This window comes from Pseudomonas sp. NPDC089422, from assembly GCF_044749405.1.
GTDB lineage: Bacteria > Pseudomonadota > Gammaproteobacteria > Pseudomonadales > Pseudomonadaceae > Aquipseudomonas.
In genome coordinates, this window is the sequence record NZ_JBIVHW010000018.1 from 21,375 (window position 1) to 40,541 (window position 19,167).

At 64.2% G+C, this 19,167-nt stretch carries 19 protein-coding genes and 1 pseudogene; 16 read left to right on the forward strand and 4 right to left on the reverse strand.

Annotated elements, in window-relative coordinates; all coding sequences use genetic code 11:
- Positions 1-85 precede the first annotated feature (85 nt).
- The 11 genes and pseudogenes from paaK (at position 86) to ACIPZ8_RS25970 (ending at position 11,397) form a co-directional block, all read left to right on the forward strand.
- Positions 86-1,405, forward strand: coding sequence for a phenylacetate--CoA ligase PaaK (paaK, locus tag ACIPZ8_RS25920; RefSeq protein ID WP_400729443.1), 1,320 nt, complete (start codon positions 86-88; stop codon positions 1,403-1,405).
- 425 nt (positions 1,406-1,830) lie between these two features.
- Positions 1,831-2,820 (forward strand): 1,2-phenylacetyl-CoA epoxidase subunit PaaA, encoded by a 990-nt coding sequence (paaA, locus tag ACIPZ8_RS25925; RefSeq protein WP_110637633.1) that lies wholly within the window; start codon positions 1,831-1,833, stop codon positions 2,818-2,820.
- Between the two features lie 25 nt (positions 2,821-2,845).
- Positions 2,846-3,127, forward strand: coding sequence for a 1,2-phenylacetyl-CoA epoxidase subunit PaaB (gene paaB, locus ACIPZ8_RS25930; protein WP_004374528.1), 282 nt, complete (start codon positions 2,846-2,848; stop codon positions 3,125-3,127).
- Positions 3,128-3,135: 8 nt separating this feature from the next.
- Entirely contained in the window at positions 3,136-3,894 is a 759-nt protein-coding gene (gene paaC / locus ACIPZ8_RS25935; protein ID WP_400729445.1) for a 1,2-phenylacetyl-CoA epoxidase subunit PaaC, read from the forward strand.
- Entirely contained in the window at positions 3,881-4,414 is a 534-nt protein-coding gene (gene paaD, locus ACIPZ8_RS25940) for a 1,2-phenylacetyl-CoA epoxidase subunit PaaD (protein WP_400729447.1), read from the forward strand. Before paaC ends, paaD begins: the two co-directional genes overlap by 14 nt.
- A 15-nt stretch (positions 4,415-4,429) precedes the next feature.
- Positions 4,430-5,506, forward strand: a complete 1,077-nt coding sequence (paaE, locus tag ACIPZ8_RS25945; RefSeq protein ID WP_400729450.1) for a 1,2-phenylacetyl-CoA epoxidase subunit PaaE — start codon at positions 4,430-4,432, stop codon at positions 5,504-5,506.
- Positions 5,507-5,637: 131 nt separating this feature from the next.
- A complete protein-coding gene (locus ACIPZ8_RS25950; RefSeq protein ID WP_110637637.1) occupies positions 5,638-5,946 on the forward strand; it encodes a DUF485 domain-containing protein in 309 nt (102 codons plus the stop codon).
- Positions 5,943-7,505: pseudogene (locus tag ACIPZ8_RS25955) on the forward strand (cation acetate symporter); the annotation flags it as partial. The gene ACIPZ8_RS25950 and the pseudogene ACIPZ8_RS25955, both read left to right, overlap by 4 nt.
- Before the next feature lie 27 nt (positions 7,506-7,532).
- On the forward strand, positions 7,533-8,765 hold the full coding sequence (locus ACIPZ8_RS25960; protein WP_400729453.1) for an OprD family porin: 1,233 nt from the start codon (positions 7,533-7,535) through the stop codon (positions 8,763-8,765).
- A gap of 24 nt (positions 8,766-8,789) precedes the next feature.
- Entirely contained in the window at positions 8,790-10,841 is a 2,052-nt protein-coding gene (paaZ, locus tag ACIPZ8_RS25965) for a phenylacetic acid degradation bifunctional protein PaaZ (RefSeq protein WP_400729456.1), read from the forward strand.
- A gap of 256 nt (positions 10,842-11,097) precedes the next feature.
- Positions 11,098-11,397 carry a hypothetical protein gene (locus tag ACIPZ8_RS25970; RefSeq protein ID WP_159410483.1) on the forward strand — a complete coding sequence of 100 codons (300 nt, stop codon included), beginning with the start codon at positions 11,098-11,100 and terminating at the stop codon, positions 11,395-11,397.
- On the opposite strand, the gene ACIPZ8_RS25975 is transcribed toward ACIPZ8_RS25970, so the two are convergent.
- Positions 11,384-13,039: a hybrid sensor histidine kinase/response regulator gene (locus ACIPZ8_RS25975; RefSeq protein ID WP_400729459.1), complete on the reverse strand. Its 1,656-nt coding sequence runs from the start codon at positions 13,037-13,039 to the stop codon at positions 11,384-11,386. The genes ACIPZ8_RS25970 and ACIPZ8_RS25975 overlap by 14 nt on opposite strands.
- Positions 13,040-13,155: 116 nt before the next feature.
- Between ACIPZ8_RS25975 and ACIPZ8_RS25980 the strand changes: the two genes are divergently transcribed.
- Positions 13,156-13,770 carry a LuxR C-terminal-related transcriptional regulator gene (locus tag ACIPZ8_RS25980; protein ID WP_400729462.1) on the forward strand — a complete coding sequence of 205 codons (615 nt, stop codon included), beginning with the start codon at positions 13,156-13,158 and terminating at the stop codon, positions 13,768-13,770.
- Positions 13,771-13,774: 4 nt separating this feature from the next.
- On the opposite strand, the gene ACIPZ8_RS25985 is transcribed toward ACIPZ8_RS25980, so the two are convergent.
- Positions 13,775-14,044 carry a DUF6555 family protein gene (locus ACIPZ8_RS25985; protein ID WP_400729464.1) on the reverse strand — a complete coding sequence of 90 codons (270 nt, stop codon included), beginning with the start codon at positions 14,042-14,044 and terminating at the stop codon, positions 13,775-13,777.
- 138 nt (positions 14,045-14,182) lie between these two features.
- Entirely contained in the window at positions 14,183-14,398 is a 216-nt protein-coding gene (locus ACIPZ8_RS25990; RefSeq protein WP_079228121.1) for a general stress protein, read from the reverse strand.
- 110 nt (positions 14,399-14,508) lie between these two features.
- Between ACIPZ8_RS25990 and ACIPZ8_RS25995 the strand changes: the two genes are divergently transcribed.
- On the forward strand, positions 14,509-15,291 hold the full coding sequence (locus ACIPZ8_RS25995; RefSeq protein WP_400729579.1) for a response regulator: 783 nt from the start codon (positions 14,509-14,511) through the stop codon (positions 15,289-15,291).
- Positions 15,292-15,322: 31 nt separating this feature from the next.
- Here the strand turns inward: ACIPZ8_RS25995 and ACIPZ8_RS26000 are convergent, their stop codons facing one another.
- Positions 15,323-15,874: an ATP-dependent Clp protease proteolytic subunit gene (locus tag ACIPZ8_RS26000; RefSeq protein ID WP_400729467.1), complete on the reverse strand. Its 552-nt coding sequence runs from the start codon at positions 15,872-15,874 to the stop codon at positions 15,323-15,325.
- A gap of 249 nt (positions 15,875-16,123) precedes the next feature.
- Here ACIPZ8_RS26000 and ACIPZ8_RS26005 point away from each other — a divergent pair, with 249 nt between their 5' ends.
- From ACIPZ8_RS26005 to ACIPZ8_RS26015, 3 genes are read left to right on the forward strand one after another with little or no spacing between them, the layout of a single operon-like run.
- Positions 16,124-16,909, forward strand: a complete 786-nt coding sequence (locus ACIPZ8_RS26005; protein ID WP_400729470.1) for an endonuclease/exonuclease/phosphatase family protein — start codon at positions 16,124-16,126, stop codon at positions 16,907-16,909.
- Positions 16,906-18,108 (forward strand): cardiolipin synthase ClsB, encoded by a 1,203-nt coding sequence (gene clsB / locus ACIPZ8_RS26010; protein ID WP_400729473.1) that lies wholly within the window; start codon positions 16,906-16,908, stop codon positions 18,106-18,108. The genes ACIPZ8_RS26005 and clsB overlap by 4 nt, the downstream gene beginning before the upstream one ends.
- Positions 18,108-19,055 (forward strand): lysylphosphatidylglycerol synthase domain-containing protein, encoded by a 948-nt coding sequence (locus tag ACIPZ8_RS26015; protein ID WP_400729476.1) that lies wholly within the window; start codon positions 18,108-18,110, stop codon positions 19,053-19,055. Before clsB ends, ACIPZ8_RS26015 begins: the two co-directional genes overlap by 1 nt.
- The last annotated feature ends 112 nt before the right edge of the window (positions 19,056-19,167 follow it).

The following is a 19,167-nucleotide window of genomic DNA, read 5'->3' on the forward strand; positions in this document are numbered from 1 at the left end:
GCCGGTTATGCTGCGTCCATGACACTCACGATAAGCCGCTTTCCCTGACAGGCGGCCGACGTACAAGAACAATTCGAGTGAAGCCATGAACATGTACCATGATGCCGATCGTGCCCTGCTGGACCCGATGGAAACCGCCAGTATCGACGCCCTGCGCCAGCACCAGCTGGAGCGGCTGCGCTGGAGCCTCAAGCACGCCTACGACAATGTGCCGCTGTACCGGAAGCGCTTTGACGAGTCCGGCGCCCACCCTGATGACCTGAAATCCCTCGACGACCTGGCGAAGTTCCCCTTCACCGGCAAGAACGACCTGCGCGACAACTACCCCTATGGCATGTTCGCCGTGCCTCAGGAAGAGGTGGTGCGCCTGCACGCCTCCAGTGGCACTACCGGCAAGCCGACCGTAGTCGGTTACACCCAGAACGACATTGACACCTGGGCCAACGTGGTTGCCCGTTCGATCCGTGCCGCGGGCGGGCGCAAGGGCGACAAGGTGCATGTGTCCTATGGCTATGGCCTGTTCACCGGCGGCCTCGGGGCCCACTACGGCGCCGAGCGCCTGGGCTGCACGGTGATCCCCATGTCCGGCGGCCAGACCGAGAAGCAGGTGCAGCTGATCCGCGACTTCCAGCCCGACATCATCATGGTCACGCCTTCCTACATGCTCAACCTCGCCGACGAGATCGAGCGCCAGGGCATCGACCCCCATGACCTGAAGCTGCGCCTGGGCATCTTTGGCGCCGAGCCGTGGACCGACGAGTTGCGCCGCTCCATCGAGCAGCGCCTGGGCATCGACGCCCTGGATATCTATGGCCTGTCGGAAATCATGGGCCCGGGTGTGGCCATGGAGTGCATCGAGACCAAGGATGGCCCGACCATCTGGGAAGACCACTTCTACCCCGAGATCATCGACCCGGTGACCGGCGCGGTGCTGCCGGACGGGCAACTGGGCGAACTGGTGTTCACCTCGCTGAGCAAGGAGGCGCTGCCGATGGTGCGCTACCGCACCCGCGACCTCACCCGTCTGCTGCCGGGCACGGCGCGGCCGATGCGGCGCATTGGCAAGATCACCGGGCGCAGTGACGACATGCTGATCATTCGCGGGGTGAACGTGTTCCCGACGCAGATCGAAGAGCAGGTGCTGAAAATAAAACAGCTTTCTGAGCTTTATGAGATTTATCTGTATCGTAATGGCAACCTGGACAGTGTCGAGGTGCATGTGGAATTGCGTGCGGAATGCCAGCACCTCGATGAGTCGCAGCGCAAGCTGGTGATCGGGGAGCTGAGCAAGCAGATCAAGACCTATATCGGTATCAGCACCCAGGTGCTTCTGCAGCCTTGCGGCACGCTCAAGCGGTCCGAGGGCAAGGCGTGTCACGTGTTCGACAAACGGTTGGCCAGCTGAGTCATCGGCTGCCTTTTCGGCCCCGGCATCGTCCGGGGCTTTTTTTTGTACGCCTTGAGAGGTGTGGCGCCTGTGAGATCGAGCGCCGCCCGCGCGGCGCATCGCAGGCAAGCCTGCTCCTACATCTGTTTCGGGCCAGTAAAGCCTGTGCCATTGGCGCGCGTACCCTTGGTGCATGACTCAGTATCGCGTCGTACAAACAAGGGAGCGCGCGCCAATGGATGCAGGAAATATTGGCCCGAAACAGATGTAGGAGCAGGCTTGCCTGCGATGCGCCGCGCGGGCGGCGCTCGATCTGATAGGCGCTAAAAATCCAACGGCGAACCCCAAAGCGATACACAAATCTTATTTGATACACATAAAACTGTTTGACGTTGCGTTTTGTATCGCTTACAAATGACTCATGCCTTAGCAGGAGTCGGAACATGTACGCACAGCTAGTGGAAACCGGAGTCAAGCGCGTCAAGTCGCTGGAAGAGATGTCGCCCGAAGAGCGCAACTTCCAGGAAAAGATCGACGCCGAAATCAAGATCGAAGCCAAGAACTGGATGCCCGAGGCCTACCGCCAGACCCTGATCCGGCAGATCTCCCAGCACGCCCATTCGGAAATCGTCGGCATGCTGCCCGAAGGCAACTGGGTCACCCGTGCCCCCAGCCTCAAGCGCAAGCTGCAGCTGATGGCCAAGATCCAGGACGAAGCCGGCCACGGCCTGTACCTGTACAGCGCCATGGAAACCCTCGGCGCCGACCGCGACGAAGAAATCGCCAAGCTGCACAGCGGCAAGGCCAAGTATTCGAGCATCTTCAACTACCCGACCCTGAGCTGGGCCGACATGGGCGCCGTGGGCTGGCTGGTCGATGGCGCCGCCATCGTCAACCAGGTGGTGCTGCAGCGCACCTCCTACGGCCCCTACTCCCGCGCCATGATCCGTATCTGCAAGGAAGAGAGCTTCCACCAGCGCCAGGGGTATGAGCTGCTACTGACCATGATGCGCGAGGGTACCCAGGCGCAGAAGGACATGGTCCAGGACGCCATCAACCGCCTCTGGTGGCCGGCACTGATGATGTTCGGCCCCAGCGACGAGCATTCACCCAACAGTGCCCAGTCGATGGCCTGGAAGATCAAGCGCCAGACCAACGACGAGCTGCGCCAGCGCTTCATCGACCAGACCGTGCCCCAGCTCGAACTGCTCGGCTGCACCGCCCCTGACCCGCACCTGAAGTGGAACGCCGAGCGCGGCCACTACGACTTCGGCGAGATCCAGTGGGACGAATTCTACGAAGTGATCAAGGGCAACGGCCCGTGCAACCAGGAACGCGTGGCCACCCGGCGCAAGGCCATCGAGGATGGCGCCTGGGTACGCGAAGCGGCCGTGGCCTATGCACGCAAGCAACAGAACAAGAACGCCGCCTGAGCGGCGATTGATGCGGAGATCGAAAATGTCTGTCTGGACCCTCTACGAAGTGTTCGTGCGCAGCAAGCACGGCCTTAACCACAAGCATGTCGGCAGCGTGCATGCCGCCGACGCCGCGATGGCCATCGAAAACGCCCGCGAGCTGTACACCCGCCGCAGCGAAGGCGTGAGCTTGTGGGTGGTGCCGTCGGCACTGATCACCGCCTCCTCGCCTGACGAGAAAGACCCGCTGTTCGCGCCTTCGGACGACAAGGTCTACCGCCACGCCAGCTTCTACGAACTGCCCGACGAAGTCGGGCACATGTGAGGTTGGCCATGCACAAGCACGATCTGATCCCGTATTTGCTGCTGCTCGGCGACAGCGCCCTGATCCAGGGCCAGCGCCTGTGCGAATGGTGCGGCCACGCGCCGGCACTGGAAGAAGAACTGGCACTGATGAACGTCGGCCTCGACCTGGTGGGCCAGGCGCGCAACTGGCTGGAGTACGCCTCCGAGCTGCTGGAGGACGGCCGCGACGCCGATGCCCTGGCGTTTCGCCGCGACGAGCGCGCATTCCGCAACCTGCTGCTGGTCGAACAACCCAATGGCGACTTCGCCGTGACCATGACCAAACAGTTCCTGTACGACGCCTGGCACCATGCCGTGCTGCGGGGCCTGGCCGAGTCGAACGATGAACGTATCGCCGGCATTGCCGCCAAGGCCTTGAAAGAAGTCACCTATCACCTGCGCCGCTCCGCCGAATGGGTACAGCGCCTGGGTGGCGGCACCGATGAAAGCCGCCGGCGCATGCTGGAAGCGATCCCCGCCGTGTGGCGCTTCACCCTCGAACTCAGCGCCGGCAGCGACAACGAGGTGCAACTGGCACAGGCCGGCATTGCCGCAGACCCGGCTGCAGTCGGTGCGGCCTGGCTGAAGCAGGTGAGCGCGACCTTCGAATCGGTCGAGCTGCCGCTGCCCAAGGCCGCCAGCCACTTCTACCTGAACGGTCGCCAGGGCCTGCACACCGAGCACCTGGGGCTGCTGCTGGCCGAGATGCAGTTCCTGCCAAGGGCCTACCCCGATGCAACCTGGTGAGCTGATTGCCGGCGACCGCGGCGCCCGTGCGCCGCGCGGCGACGACCTGGCCCGGGCCTGGGAGGTCCTGGGCCAGGTGATGGACCCGGAAGTGCCCGTGGTCAGCGTGGTCGACCTGGGGATCGTGCGCGACCTCGACTGGCGTGCCGGCCACCTGCACCTTGTGGTCACGCCGACCTACTCCGGCTGCCCGGCCACCGAGGTGATCGAGGGTGATATTCGCCAGGCGCTGGAGCAGGCCGGGTTCGCTGCGCCGGACCTGGAGCGCAGGCTGACCCCGGCCTGGAGCACCGACTGGATCAGCGCACTGGGCCGCGAACGCTTGCGTGCCTATGGCATCGCCCCGCCGCACGGCAGCGCCAGCAAGCGCAGCCTGCTCGGCGAGGCCCCCGAGGTGTGCTGCCCGCAATGCGGCAGCCACCACACCGAATTGCTCAGCCAGTTCGGCTCCACGGCCTGCAAGGCGCTGTACCGCTGCCGCGAGTGCCTGGAGCCGTTCGACTACTTCAAATGCATTTGAGCCGTGGAGACCACCATGAGCCAGTTTCACAGCCTGACCATCAAGCAAGTGCGTAACGAAACCCGTGATGCGGTGTCGATCACCTTCGACGTACCGGCGCACCTGCAAGCGGCCTTCCGCTTCACCCAGGGCCAGTACCTGGTGATGCGCACCCAGCTGGACAACGAAGAGGTCCGCCGCTCCTACTCCATCTGCAGCGCCGTGCAGGACGGCGAGCTGCGGGTGGCCGTCAAGCGCGTGCCCGGCGGGCGTTTTTCGGCCTTTGCCAACGAAGTGCTCAAGGCCGGCCAGCAACTGGAAGTGATGCCGCCCTCGGGCAGCTTCTTCGTGCCGCTGGACCCGGCGCGCCAGGGCAACTACCTGGCCGTGGCCGCTGGCAGTGGCATCACGCCGATCCTGTCGATCATCGCCACCACCCTGGCCAGCGAGCCACACAGCCGCTTCACCCTGCTGTACGGCAACCGCTCCAGTTCTGGGGCGCTGTTCCGCGACAAGCTCGAAGACCTGAAGAACCGTTACCTCGACCGCCTCAACCTGATTTTCGTGTTCAGCCGCGAGCAGCAGGATGTCGACCTGTACAACGGCCGCATCGATGCCGACAAGTGCGGCCAGCTGTTCTCGCGCTGGATGGACGTGCCCAGCCTCGACGCCGCGTTCATCTGCGGCCCGCAGGCGATGACCGAAACCGTGCGCGACAGCCTGCAGGCCAACGGCCTGGCCAAGGAGCGCATTCACTTCGAGCTGTTCGCTGCCGCCGGCAACGAAGCCCGCCGTGAAGCCCGCGAGGCCGCACGCCAGGTGGACTCGGCGCTCAGCCATGTCACCGTGATCAGCGATGGCCGGGCACTGAGCTTCGACCTGCCGCGCAATACCCAGAACGTGCTGGATGCCGGCAATGGCATCGGCGCCGAACTGCCCTACTCGTGCAAGGCCGGCGTGTGCTCGACCTGCAAATGCCGGGTGATCGAGGGCGAAGTGGAGATGGACAGCAACCATGCCCTGGAGGACTACGAAGTGGCGGCCGGGTATGTGCTGTCGTGCCAGACCTACCCGGTGAGCGACAAGGTGGTGCTCGACTTCGACCAGCTCTGATACCGCGTCGCCTTCATCGCGGATAAATCCGCTCCTACAGGCGTAGGAGCGGATTTATCCGCGAAAGGCCATCAGCAACACCTCAAAGTGACCTGATTACAACAATTACAAGAGAAAAGAGATCGCTTGCCATGACCCCGGAACACATCGAAAGCATCAGCAACCACCCCGACTTCCAGCACCTGGTGCGGCGCAAGCGCCGCCTCAACGGCAGCCTGACCCTTGCCATGCTGGTGATCTACTACGGCTTCGTCCTGCTGGTGGCGTTCTCCCCCAGCACCCTCGGCCAGTCCCTGAGCGGCGGCGTGACCACCGTAGGCATGCTGGTCGGCGTGCTGATGGTGCTGCTGTCCTTCGCCCTCACCGGCATCTACGTGCACCGCGCCAACAACGTGCTCGACCCGCTCAACGACAAGCTCAAGCAGGAGTGTGCGCAATGAACTGGACTGCCATCTCGATGTTCATGGTGTTCGTCTGCTTCACCTTGCTGGTGACCCGCTGGGCAGCCCTGCGCACCCGTTCGGCCAGCGATTTCTATACCGCTGGCGGCGGCCTGACTGGCATGCAGAACGGCCTGGCGATTGCCGGGGACATGATCAGCGCGGCGTCGTTTCTCGGCATTTCCGCGATGATGTTCATGAACGGCTATGACGGCCTGCTATATGCCCTGGGTGTGCTGGCCGGCTGGCCGATCATCCTGTTCCTGATCGCCGAGCGCCTGCGCAACCTGGGCAAGTACACCTTCGCCGACGTGGTTTCCTACCGCCTGGCACAGACCCCGGTGCGCCTGAGCTCGGCGTTCGGCACCCTGGTGGTGGCACTGATGTACCTGGTGGCTCAGATGGTCGGCGCCGGCAAGCTGATCGAGCTGCTGTTCGGCATCAGCTACCTGTATGCGGTGATGCTGGTCGGTGTGCTGATGGTTGCCTACGTCACCTTCGGCGGCATGCTGGCCACCACCTGGGTGCAGATCATCAAGGCTGTAATGCTGCTGTCCGGCACCAGTTTCATGGCCTTCATGGTGCTCAAGCACTTTGGTTTCAGCACCGAAGCGATGTTCGCCAGCGCCGTGGCGGTGCATGCCAAGGGCCAGGCGATCATGGCCCCGGGCGGCCTGCTGTCGAACCCGGTGGATGCGATTTCGCTGGGCCTGGGCATGATGTTCGGCACCGCCGGCCTGCCGCATATCCTGATGCGCTTCTTCACCGTCAGTGACGCCAAGGAAGCGCGCAAGAGCGTGTTCTACGCCACCGGCTTCATCGGCTACTTCTACCTGCTGCTGATCGTCATCGGCTTCGGCGCCATCGTCATGGTCGGTACCGAACCTGCGTATCGCGACGCGGCGGGCGCGATCATCGGTGGCGGCAACATGGTCGCCGTGCACCTGGCCCAGGCCGTGGGCGGCAACCTGTTCCTCGGCTTCATCTCCGCCGTGGCCTTCGCCACCATCCTCGCGGTGGTGGCCGGGCTGGCCTTGTCTGGTGCCTCTGCGGTGTCCCACGACCTGTATGCCTGCGTGGTACGCAAGGGCCAGGCCAGCGAGCAGGAAGAAATGCGCGTGTCGCGGATCGCCACTCTGGTGATCGGCCTGCTCGCCGTGGTGCTGGGCCTGGTGTTCGAGTCGCAGAACATCGCCTTCCTGTCCGGCCTGGTGCTGGCGGTGGCGGCCTCGGTCAACTTCCCGGTGCTGCTGCTTTCGATGTTCTGGAAGGGCCTGACCACCCGTGGCGCGGTGTGCGGCAGCATGGCCGGGCTGGTGTCGGCGGTGCTGCTGGTGGTGCTCGGCCCTGCGGTGTGGGTCAACGTGCTGCACAACGAAACGCCACTGTTCCCCTACAGCAACCCGGCGCTGTTCTCGATGAGCCTGGCGTTCCTTGGCGCCTGGGCGTTCTCGGTCAGCGACAGCTCGGAGCGTGCCAAGGAAGAACGCGGCCGCTACCTGGCGCAGTTCATCCGCTCCATGACCGGTATCGGCGCCGCCGGCGCCAGCAAGCACTGATCTTTGACTCTGTCGGGTATAACAACAATGAACCGCACGCACCTGAAATCGGCCGCCTGGTTGGCCACCCTCGCCCTGCCGCTCCCGGCCCTGGCGGACTTCATCGACGACAGCCACGCACGGCTGGAACTGCGCAACCACTACATCAACCGCGACTTCCGCCAGAGCAACGCGCCCCAGGCCAAGGCCGAGGAATGGGCCCAGGGCTTTACCGCAAAAGTGGAATCGGGCTTCACCGAGGGGATGGTCGGTTTCGGCCTCGATGCCATGGGCCAGCTGGGCGTCAAGCTCGATTCCAGCCCTGACCGGCGCAACACCGGCCTGCTGCCGTTTGGCCCGAACAGCCATGAGCCGGTCGATGACTACAGCGAGCTGGGCCTGACTGGCAAGGTGCGGGTGTCCAAGAGCACCCTGCGCCTGGGCACGCTGCAGCCGATCCTGCCGGTGGTGGTGTACAACGACACCCGCCTGCTGGCCTCGACTTTCCAGGGCGGCCAGCTGACCAGCCAGGACATCGACGGCCTGACCGTCAACGCCGGGCGCCTGAGCAAGGTCAACCTGCGCGATTCGTCCGGCCGCGACGACATGGGCTATGGCGCCGCGACCAGCGACCACTTGGACTTCGGCGGCGGCAGTTACGCGCTCACCCCGCAGACCAGCGTCAGCTATTACTACGCCAAGCTTGAAGACATCTACCGCCAGCAGTTCGTCGGCCTGATCGACACCCGCCCGCTGGGCGAGGGCCTGAGCCTGCGCAGTGATCTGCGCTACTTCGACAGCCGCAACGACGGCGCCGAGCGTGCCGGCAACATCGACAACCGCAACTTCAACGCCATGTTCACCCTCGGCGTAAGGGCCCACAAGTTCACCGCCACCTGGCAACAGATGTCCGGTGACAGTGCGTTCCCGTTCGTCAACGGCGGCGACCCGTTCACCGTCAACCTGGTGACCTACAACACCTTCACCCGCGCCGGGCTGGATTCGTGGCAGCTGCGCTACGACTACGACTTCGTCGCCATGGGCATCCCCGGCCTGAGCTTCATGACCCGCTACACCGACGGCCGCCATGCCGAAACCGCCACGGTCAGCAACGGCCGCGAGCGTGAACGCGACACCGACCTCACCTACGTCATCCAGAGCGGCCCGTTCAAGGACGTCAGCCTGCGCTGGCGCAACGTCACCTTCCGTTCCGGCAATGGCCTGACCAACGCCGTGGACGAAAACCGCCTGATCATCGGCTACACCCTGGCGCTGTGGTAACAGCGCCCATAAGAGGAAAACAGCATGTCTGACGCCCCAACCCTGCAGAGCTTCATTGCTGGCCGCTGGATCGGCCAGCACGGCGCCCAGGCCCTGCGCAGCGCCCTGGACGGCCATGTCCTGGCCTACAGCCACGAAGAACGCCCGGATTTCGCCGAAGCCGTGGATTTTGCCCGTGCCCGCGGCCTGGCCGAACTGATGGCCATGGATTTCCAGCAGCGCGCCCAGCGCCTCAAGGCCCTGGCCCTGTACCTGGCTGAGCGCAAGGAACAGCTCTACGCCCTGTCGCACCACAGCGGTGCCACCCGCGCCGACAGCTGGATCGACATCGAGGGCGGCAACGCCACGCTGTTCAGCTACGCCGGCATCGGCAGCCGCGAGCTGCCGTCGGGCAACCTGGTGCACGAAGGGCCGGCGATCCCGCTGGGCAAACAGGGCCACTTCGCCGGTAGCCACATCCTGGTGCCGCGCGCTGGCGTGGCCGTGCACATCAACGCCTTCAACTTCCCGATCTGGGGCATGCTTGAGAAGTTCGCGCCGACCTTCCTCGCCGGTATGCCGTGTATCGTCAAGCCAGCCACCTCGACCAGCTACCTGACCGAAGCCGTGGTACGCATGATGAACGACTCCGGCCTGCTGCCAGCGGGTAGCCTGCAGCTGGTGATCGGCAGCACCGGCGACCTGCTCGACCGCCTGCAAGGCCAGGACGTGGTGACCTTCACCGGCTCCGCCGACACCGCCGCGAAACTGCGCGTCACCCCTAACCTGATCCGCAACTCGGTGCCGTTCACCGCCGAGGCCGATTCGCTCAACTGCGCCATCCTCGGCCCGGATGTCAGCCCGGACAGTGAAGAGTTCGAGCTGTACATCAAGGAAGTGGTACGGGAAATGACCACCAAGGCCGGTCAGAAGTGCACTGCCATCCGCCGCGCCATCGTCCCGGCCCGGCACATCGATGCGGTGGCTACCCGCCTGCGCGAGCGCCTGAGCAAGGTCGTGGTCGGTGACCCATCGGTGGAAGGCGTGCGCATGGGTGCCCTGGCCTCCCATGACCAGCAACGCGACGTCGGTGAGCGTGTGCGCAGCCTGCTGCAGAGCTGTGACCAGCTGTTCGGCGCCAGCGATGGCTTTGCCCCGCGTGGTGAAGGCGTTGCCGAAGGTGCATTCTTCGCCCCGACCCTGCTCCAGGCCCGTGACCCGCATGCCGAGGGCGGTGCCCACGACATCGAGGCGTTCGGCCCGGTCAGCACGCTGATGGCCTATGACGACCTGGATGAGGCCCTGGCCCTGGCAGCCCGCGGCAAAGGCAGCCTGGTGGCGACCCTGGTCACCGCCGACCGTAGCGTGGCCGCCAAGGCCATTCCCGCAGCTGCCGCCTGGCACGGGCGCCTGCTGGTGCTCGACAGTGAAGCGGCCAAGGAGTCCACCGGCCATGGCTCGCCGCTGCCGCAACTCAAGCACGGCGGCCCGGGCCGCGCCGGGGGTGGCGAGGAGCTGGGCGGCCTGCGGGCGGTCAAGCACTACCTGCAGCGCGCCGCGGTGCAGGGCTCGCCCAGCATGCTGACGGCCGTCACCGGCGAATACGTGCGCGGCGCCGAAGTGATCGAGACCGAGGTACACCCGTTCCGCCGTTACTTCGACGACCTGCGCATCGGTGAATCGCTACTGACCCACCGTCGCACCGTGACCGAAGCCGACCTGGTCAACTTCGGCTGCCTGTCGGGCGACCATTTCTACATGCACTTCGACGAGATTGCGGCCAAGGAATCGCAGTTCGGCAAGCGCATCGCCCATGGCTACTTTGTGCTCTCCGCCGCGGCCGGGCTGTTCGTCTCGCCCGGCGCCGGCCCCGTGCTGGCCAACTACGGGCTGGACACCTTGCGCTTCATCAACCCGGTAGGCATCGGCGACACGATCCAGGCGCGGCTGACCTGCAAGCGCAAGATCGACCAGGGCAAGACCAGCCCACTGGGGCAGCCGCAGGGTGTGGTGGCGTGGGATGTGGAGGTGACCAACCAGCTCGGTGAGCTGGTGGCCAGTTATGACATTCTGACCCTCGTCCTCAAAAAGCCCTGACCTGCTTGACGCGGTCGCTGTAGGAGCGGCCTTGTGTCGCGAAAGGGTCGCATCGCGGCCCCAGAGATCCCTGGAAAACTGCTGAAGCTGCCGGGGCTGCTTTGCAGCCCTTTCGCGACACAAGGCCGCTTCTACAATGATCGCGGCAGCATTGAAGGCACATAGCCACTTCGTACATCCGCCCTAATGCCCTGCCTGCTCCTCGGCGCTATAGTCCGGCCATCCGCCACACCCCACGCCAAGGAAGCCACCCACCATGAAACCCGCCAAGCTCCTGCTGAGCGCCGCTGTCCTGTTCGCCGTCGCCGGCTGTCAGACCATCAAACCTTCCGACCAGACCCTCAAGGAGCGCGCCGAATTCGCGCTCAATACCCCGGTCAGCAAAGTCGCCAACGTGCGCAGCGACAGCACCCTCACCTACTACACCGTCACCACCGCCAAGGGCGAGTACAACTGCCAGATGCCCAGCGGTGCCATCGTCGCGGTCGGCAGCATGGGCCTGTATGAGCCCACCCCGTCGTGCCTGAAGGAAGGCCAGGCGATTATCCTGCAGTAATGCTGCCCCCGGCGCCGCGCTCCCGCTCCGGCGCCGCCGGCACCTCGCGCAAGGCCCGCAGGGCCGCGCGCAATTCCGCCGGGCGCACCGGCTTGGACAACAGAGCGATGCTGCGCCCCTGCACGATCGTCTGGATCTTCTCCAGGTCATGCCCGGTCATGATCAAGGCCGGCACTTCCCAGCCCCGCTGCGCCCGCAAGCTGTCGATGCAATCGACCCCGGTGGCCTCCTGGCCCAGGTCGTAGTCGGCGACAATCACGTCACATCCGCTGACCAGCCCCATGGGTGACCCATGCGCTTCAACGTCGCAGCCCCAACGTTGCAGCAACGCCGATGTCGCACGCAGCACGTTGTGATCATCCTCCACCAGGCACACCTTCAGGCCTGCGAGCATGGCACCCTGCAACATTTGCTGTTCGCTACGTTGGGTCAAGGGCTGTGCGGCCAGCCGCGGCAAGCCCTGCAGGCTGACGGCGGTACCATGGCCTACACGAGAACGCAGTTGCACCTGCAAACCCATCAAATGCCCCAGGCGCTTGACGATCGACAGGCCCAGGCCAACCCCTTCGACGTCCTTGTCACGCACCTGGCGCACTCGGTAGAACTCTTCGAAGACCAAGCTCTGATGCACCTCGTCGATCCCGCGGCCCTGGTCATAGATCACGATGGCCAGTGCCTGACCATGACGTCGCACGCCGATCAGCAGCGGCCGCTGGGCGGCGTACTTGAAGCTGTTGGACAGCACGTTCTGCACCATGGTCGCGAGCATGCCGCGGTCGGCACGCGTCCAGTACACGCAAGGTCGCAAGCGCATCTCCACGCCAGCCCAGCGCGCCGCCTCGGCGTTCTGGCGCAGCAGTTCGGCAAGAAATTCATGCAATGCAAAGGCCTCGTACTTCGGTTGTACCCGGCCGTTGTCCAGCGTGTACAGGTCGAGGATCGAGCGGAACAGCTGCGACACGTTGAGCAACGAGCGGTCGATGCTGTCCACCAGGCGCCGCTCCTGCTCGGCCAGCGGCGCTTCACGCAGGCAGGCGGTAAACAGGCCGATGGAATGGATCGGTTGGCGCAGGTCATGGCTGGCCTGGGCCAGGAAACGCGATTTCTCCTGGGTGGCGGCCATCGCCAGTTCCGAGGCCTTGCGCGTGCGCTCCAGCAGTATATGGGCGTAGAGCGGGATGACCGTACTGGTGGTGAGCAGCATCAGCACCATGAACGGGTTGGCCTGCCAGTACGGGTTGAGCTGGTACACCGCCACCAGCGCGGTCAGCGCCAGCACCGTGGCGATGGCGAGGTAGCGGGTGCCGAAGCGCATGCCGTTGCCGAGGTTTACCCAGACCATCACCGCATACAGCGGCAGCGCCGCTTCGCCGCCAAGCACCAGACCGAAGCAGGTGCCGGTATAGTCGTGCACGATGCCCAGCACCCGCCGCCACGGGTAATGCCCCGGCCAGCGGGCGATGGCCTGGCGCAGGCCGATCGACAGCACGATGAAGCTGATGATGTAGTAGATCACCGGCAGGTAACTGTCGATCGATTCACCCGGCAGGAAACCCAATACGGTGATGTAGACCAGCGCGCAACTGGCGACGATGACGCGCAGGTTGGCCTGGTCGAGCTCGTTGTTCTTGTTGTAGTCCATGGTCGACGTCCTTGTGCACCGGGTCGCATAAACGCCCTCTTGGCGCAGCGCTTGTCGTTGTCGAATGTTACGTTAGCATGGTCGGAAGAACCGCCGTTCACAGGGAGTATCAGGACGTGACGTGCCGCATCATCGTGGCGGACGACCATCCATTGTTCAGGGAAGCGATGGTCCGCACCGTGCAGAGGGTATTGCCACAGGCGCAGCTCGAAGAAGCCGGCGACCTGCAGCAGGTATTGGCGCTGGCCCGCCAGGGCGAAGCACCGGATACGCTGATTCTCGACCTGCGCTTCCCGGGGCTCGACTGCATCGAGCGGCTGGCCGAGCTGCGCCAGCTGTTGCGCCGTACCACCTTGATCATCGTGTCGATGGTCGACGACCCGGCGCTGATCGAGCATGTCATGGCCAGTGGGGTCGATGGCTTCATTGGCAAAAGTGTGGCCCCTGACGAGCTCGGCGCGGCAATCCTGGCCATCCGCGACGGCGAGGTGCTGGTCAGGTACAGCCCTTCGGGGTTATTGCCGAGCCTGGGCAGCGCCTGCGAGCTGGAGCAGCTCACCCACCGCCAGCACGAGGTACTGCGCTTGATCGCCCAGGGCAAGACCAACAAGGAAATCGCCCGCGCCCTGGATATCTCGCCGTTCACGGTGCGCATTCACGTGTCGTCCTTGCTCAAGGCGCTGAATGTCACCTCGCGCACGGCCGCAGCGGTCAAGTACAGCGGTACCTGACATGTCAGCTGGTCATGCTTGAGTCACTGACCGCCTGGCTCGGTTTGCTGCCTGATAACCGCCAACTCACCGCGGTTATACCGTAGCGCTCAGCCATTGGCCGGCTCACTTTGCGGATCTTCTCCCGCCCGAATTTCGGGATGATGCCGATCCCCGCATCACAACTTGCCCAGTGCCAAGCCTCGGCGTTATCGATTTTCTCGAGCCGGATGATGAAACTGCGCGGCTCGCCGTGCAGCAGGTAATCGATAATGTAAAGCTGCGGACTCGGCATCACGCGGCCCTCCTCTTCTCCATGGATGACTTCTTCATTGAGTGGCGGGGGCCGGGAAAGATTCAAAAAGATTGTCGAGCAACTCAAGGAGCAGGCAGGCGGCCCGCCAGCCACGCTGGCGGGCCTTGGCGAACGCCGCTATTGCTGATGCTGGCGGCCTCCTCCGTGACTGTTCTGCCCACCCTTGCGGCCAGCCTCCGATGCTCGCTGCCGGTCGTTGGCGAAGTTGCCGCCAGACGCCTGGCCACCTTTGTGGCCGGCACGGGAGGCACGTTCGCGATCATTGGCGAAGTTCCCTGGGTTGGTTTCCTTGGTGCCGCCCCGTTGTCCGGTCCGTTGTTGATCACCAGCCATGTCGTTTCTCCTTGCGATGCGGATGGATTGCGCATGAAACGGTGCCATGCACTGGTTCCGAACCGGCGCTGGAAAACCCAGCGCTGAGCCCCAGCCACCTGGATTTTCCGGTGGTCGGCATCGGTGCTTCTGCCGGCGGTCTGGAAGCCATCCGTACCTTCTTCCAGCAGATGCCCGGCGATTGCGGCATGGCCTTCGTGGTGGTGCTGAGCCACGACGAGCAGCAGGCGCGGCTGCAGGTGATCGACCAGGGCGTGGGACTGAACCCCGACAGCCTGGAGCACATCTTCGACCTGTTCAGCCAGGCGGCGCCGCAGTTGGCCAACCATGGCCGGGAAGGTCTGGGCATCGGCCTGTCACTGGTGCGCCAGCTCGCCGAAGCTCATGGTGGCAGCGTCCACGCCTGCTCGGCAGGGCTTGGCAAGGGCTGCACCTTTACCCTGCGCCTGCCGTTGTGCGACCCCGGTTTGCACCTGCGCGCCGATGGCCCCGAACTGCTCAGCGAGGGACGGCTGCAGGGCACCTCGGTCTTGCTGGTCGACGATTCACCCGACGTCCTCGAGGTCATGCAGGAATTGCTGGAGATGGAGAGCGCCGAAGTCGCGGCCTTTAGCGACCCGCTGAGGGCGCTGGAAGTTGCGGCCAACAGCCACTATGACGTGATCATCTCGGACATCGGCATGCCCGGCATGGACGGTCACGCACTGATCAGGGCCTTGCGTGGCCATGCTCATCTGCGCAACACCCCGGCGATCGCTCTTACCGGTTACGGTGCCAGTGCCGATCAGTACAAGTCGCGGCAATCCGGTTTCGATCGGCATCTGAACAAGCCGGTCGGCTATGACGAACTGGTCGAGGCGATCGAGGCACTGAGCGGTTCGCTGCCCTACTGAAAGGCCGGGGCTGCAAAGCAGCCCCGGCAAGTCAGGCGTGCACGCTCCACTGGGTGGTTTCGGCCTCGATCGGCAGCTCATCGATGGCATGGATCATTCCGCTCTCCAGTGCCTCGCTGGGGCCGAGGATCCGCGGATAGGCCATCAGGTAGCGCGGCACATCCAGCACTTCGCGACTACCTTCGGTACGTTCGGCGACGATCTGCGCATACAGCCGCAAGTCATAATCCAGACTCATGGCGTATTCCGCCATCCGCGCATGGTCCACCGAGCCGTGCAGCGTCCAGTGGAACGGGTGGAACAGAAACTTGCTGTAGCTGCACGCCGTGCGGTGTTCGCCCGCCAGAAACAGGATATTGCCCATGGACTCGACGGTGCCGAGGTTATGGGTGTGCACGCTGACCGGCAGCGCGCGCAGGAAGTTGTACAAGGTAAAGCCGTAGCTGCATTCGCCGCCCATGGTGGCGATGTTCAGCTGCAGCACATCGGCGCCCTGCTGCAGGGCGCGGGAGCAGGTGTTGATGAGGTTGCCGCAGGTGGATGAATTGATCGGCCCGGTGAAATGGATGATATGTCTGGCCATGCTTGCCTCCAGTCTTGGCGGGTCATTCCTTCGATGTTTGCCCATCGTCGCCGCGGTTCTGCGTGTTCTTGATCAGGAACACCATCAGGAAGGTGGTCGAGGTATCGCTATGCGGTGGAATCGCTGGCGCAGGCAAAGTTCAACTCCGGCCTGCAACATGGCCTTCGATCAACTGCGCTGAACCTACGCAGCCGTGCTCCGGTCGCACGTTGACTGGTGTTCAAAGGATCAGGCCATGAGGACAGTTGCGTGAACAAGACCTTGCACGCCCCCCGCCGCATCATCGACAAGGTGACGGCGGTGCATCGCCTGAATGTGCTGACGATCAACGTGCACAAGGGCTTCACCCTGTTCAACCGGCGCTTCATCCTGCCCGAGCTGCGCGACGCGGTGCGCGCCACCAATGCCGACCTGGTGTTTCTCCAGGAAGTGCACGGCAGCCACCAGCAGCACGCCGTGCGCCACCCGGCCTGGCCTGAAACACCGCAGTACGAATTCCTCGCCGACAGCATGTGGCCGCAGTTTGCCTACGGCCGTAACGCGGTGTACCCCCACGGTGACCACGGCAACGCCCTGCTGTCGAAATTCCCGATTGCGCATTACGAGAATCTTGACGTGTCGATCCACGGCAACGAACAGCGCGGCCTGCTGCATTGCCGCCTGGAGGTGCCTGGCCATGGGCAGGTGCATGCCATCTGCGTGCACCTGGGGCTGCGCGAGTTGCACCGGCAAAGCCAGGTACAGCTGCTGCTGAAGTTGCTCGACAGCCTGCCAGTGCAGGCACCTGTGATCATCGCTGGCGATTTCAATGACTGGCGCCTCAAGGCCGATGCGGTGCTCTCCCAGCGCCTGGTCGAAGCCTTCGGCGAGCATTTTGGCAGCCCGGCGCGCAGCTTTCCGGCACGCCTGCCGCTGCTGCGACTGGACCGTATCTACCTGCGCAATGCCATGCCGGCCAAGGCCCAGGTGCTTTCCATGTACCCCTGGTCGCACCTGTCCGACCATGCGCCACTGGCTGCGGAGATCAACCTGTGAACAGACCTTGGGTAGAGGGCAACAGCGTCCGGCTGCTGATCAATGGCGAGGCCTATTACCCACGGGTATTCGAGGCGATGGCCCGGGCGCGGCAAGAGATCCTGCTGGAGACCTTTATCATCTACGACGACAAGGTCGGCCAGCAGTTGCAGCAGGTGCTGATCGATGCCGCCGGGCGCGGGGTGCGGGTGGAAATCGCGGTGGATGGTTACGGCACCGCCGACCTCCCCGACAGCTTCGTTGCGGCGCTGACCGATGCCGGTGTCAACGTTCATGCCTTCGACCCGCAACCCAGGCTGGCCGGCATGCGCACCAACCTGTTTCGCCGCCTGCACCGCAAGATCGTGGTGGTCGATGGCGAGCAGGGTTTCATCGGCGGGATCAACTACAGCGCCGACCACCTGAATGATTTCGGCCCCATGGCCAAGCAGGATTACGCCGTTGAAGTGACCGGCCCGGTGGTGGCGCAGGTGCATGCAGCCAGCCGCAGGCTGATGGCCCCGGTGCTGGAGCCCCCCAGTGAGGTACGCCCGGTTGCGCAGCCCACCGGCCGCAGCACGGCGGTGCTGGTCGAGCGTGACAACCGGCTGCGCAGCACCGACATCGAGGCCCACTACCTGCAGGCCCTGCGTGCGGCGCGGCGGCGGGTAGTGGTGGCCAATGCCTACTTCTTCCCCGGTTACCGCCTGCTGCGCGAGTTGCGCAATGCGGCGCGACGCGGCGTCGAGGTCACGCTGATTCTCCAGGGCCAGCCAGACATGCGCTGGGTGCGTGCCCTGTCGCGCCTGCTCTACAACTACCTGCTGCGCGACGGCGTGCGCATCCACGAGTATTGCCAGCGGCCATTACACGGCAAGGTCGCGCTGGTCGACGATGCATGGGCCACGGTCGGTTCCAGCAACCTCGACCCCCTGAGCCTGTCGTTCAACCTTGAAGCCAACCTGTTCATCCGTGACCCGGCATTCAATCAGCAGCTGTTCGAGCACCTGCAGATGCTGGTAGACCAACACTGCAAACCGGTGACGCTGGAACGGATGGTTCGTGGCTACTGGTGGCGAGCACCGCTGATTTTCGTGTGCTTCCACGTGATCCGGCATTTTCCGCGGATCGCCGGTTGGTTCCCCGCGCACCGCCAGCGCCTGCGTTCGGTACAGCCGGAGGTCGAGGCCCAGGGCGATCTGCATGAGGGCAATACCTGATGGCGCAGAAACCATGGCAAATCTGGGGCAAGCGGCTGTTCACCGTGGCGTTCCTGATCCTGATTCCGGTATTGCTGTATTTTCTGGCGCGCAACCTGGACTGGAACGAGGTACGCCAGTCGCTGCTGGCCTACAAGCCGGGCACGCTGGCCATCGGCCTGGCACTGGCGCTGTGCAGCTACCTGATCTTCGCCAGCTACGACCTGCTGGCCCGCGCTTATACCGGGCACCGCCTGCCGGCTCGGCAGGTAATGCCGGTGGCATTCGTGTGCTACGCCTTCAACCTCAACTTCACCACCTGGGTCGGTGGCGTTGCCTTGCGCTACCGCCTGTACAGCCGCCTGGGCCTGGATACGCCAACCATCACCCGCATCCTCACCCTCGGCCTGCTGACCAACTGGATGGGCTACATGCTGCTGGGCGGCAGCGTGTTCGCCCTGGGCCTGATCGAATTGCCGACGAACTGGGCCGTCGGTGCCACTGGCTTGCGCGTGATTGGCGTGCTGTTGCTGGCCATCGCAGTCGGCTACCTGCTGGCTTGTGGCTTTGCGCAAAAGCGCACCTGGCACTGGCGTGAGCACGAAGTCACCCTGCCCTCGCTGCGCCTGGCCCTGTGCCAGGTGGCATTGGGCGCGAGCAACTGGGCCATGATGGCCTTGCTGATTTTCTGGCTGTTGCCTGGCGAAGCGTTCTACCCCTCGATCCTCGGCATTCTGCTGATCAGCTGTGTCGCGGGGGTGGTCGCCCATATACCTGCCGGCCTTGGCGTGCTCGAAACCGTCTTCCTCGCCCTGCTCCACGGGCAGATCGGCCAGGGCACCCTGGTGGCGGCTCTGCTGGGCTATCGGACGTTGTACTACCTGGTTCCACTGGTAGCCGCCGTACTCACCTACCTGATCCTGGAAAAGCGCGCCAAGGCCATGCGCCAGCGTGACAAACCGGCCTGAGGAAAGATACGCGCATGCCCTTGTAAGAGCGGCCTTGTGTCGCGAAAGGGCTGCAAGGCAGCCCCCTTCGACTTTTTTTGAACTAGCACGCAGGCAGCCGCCTCCCAATCTA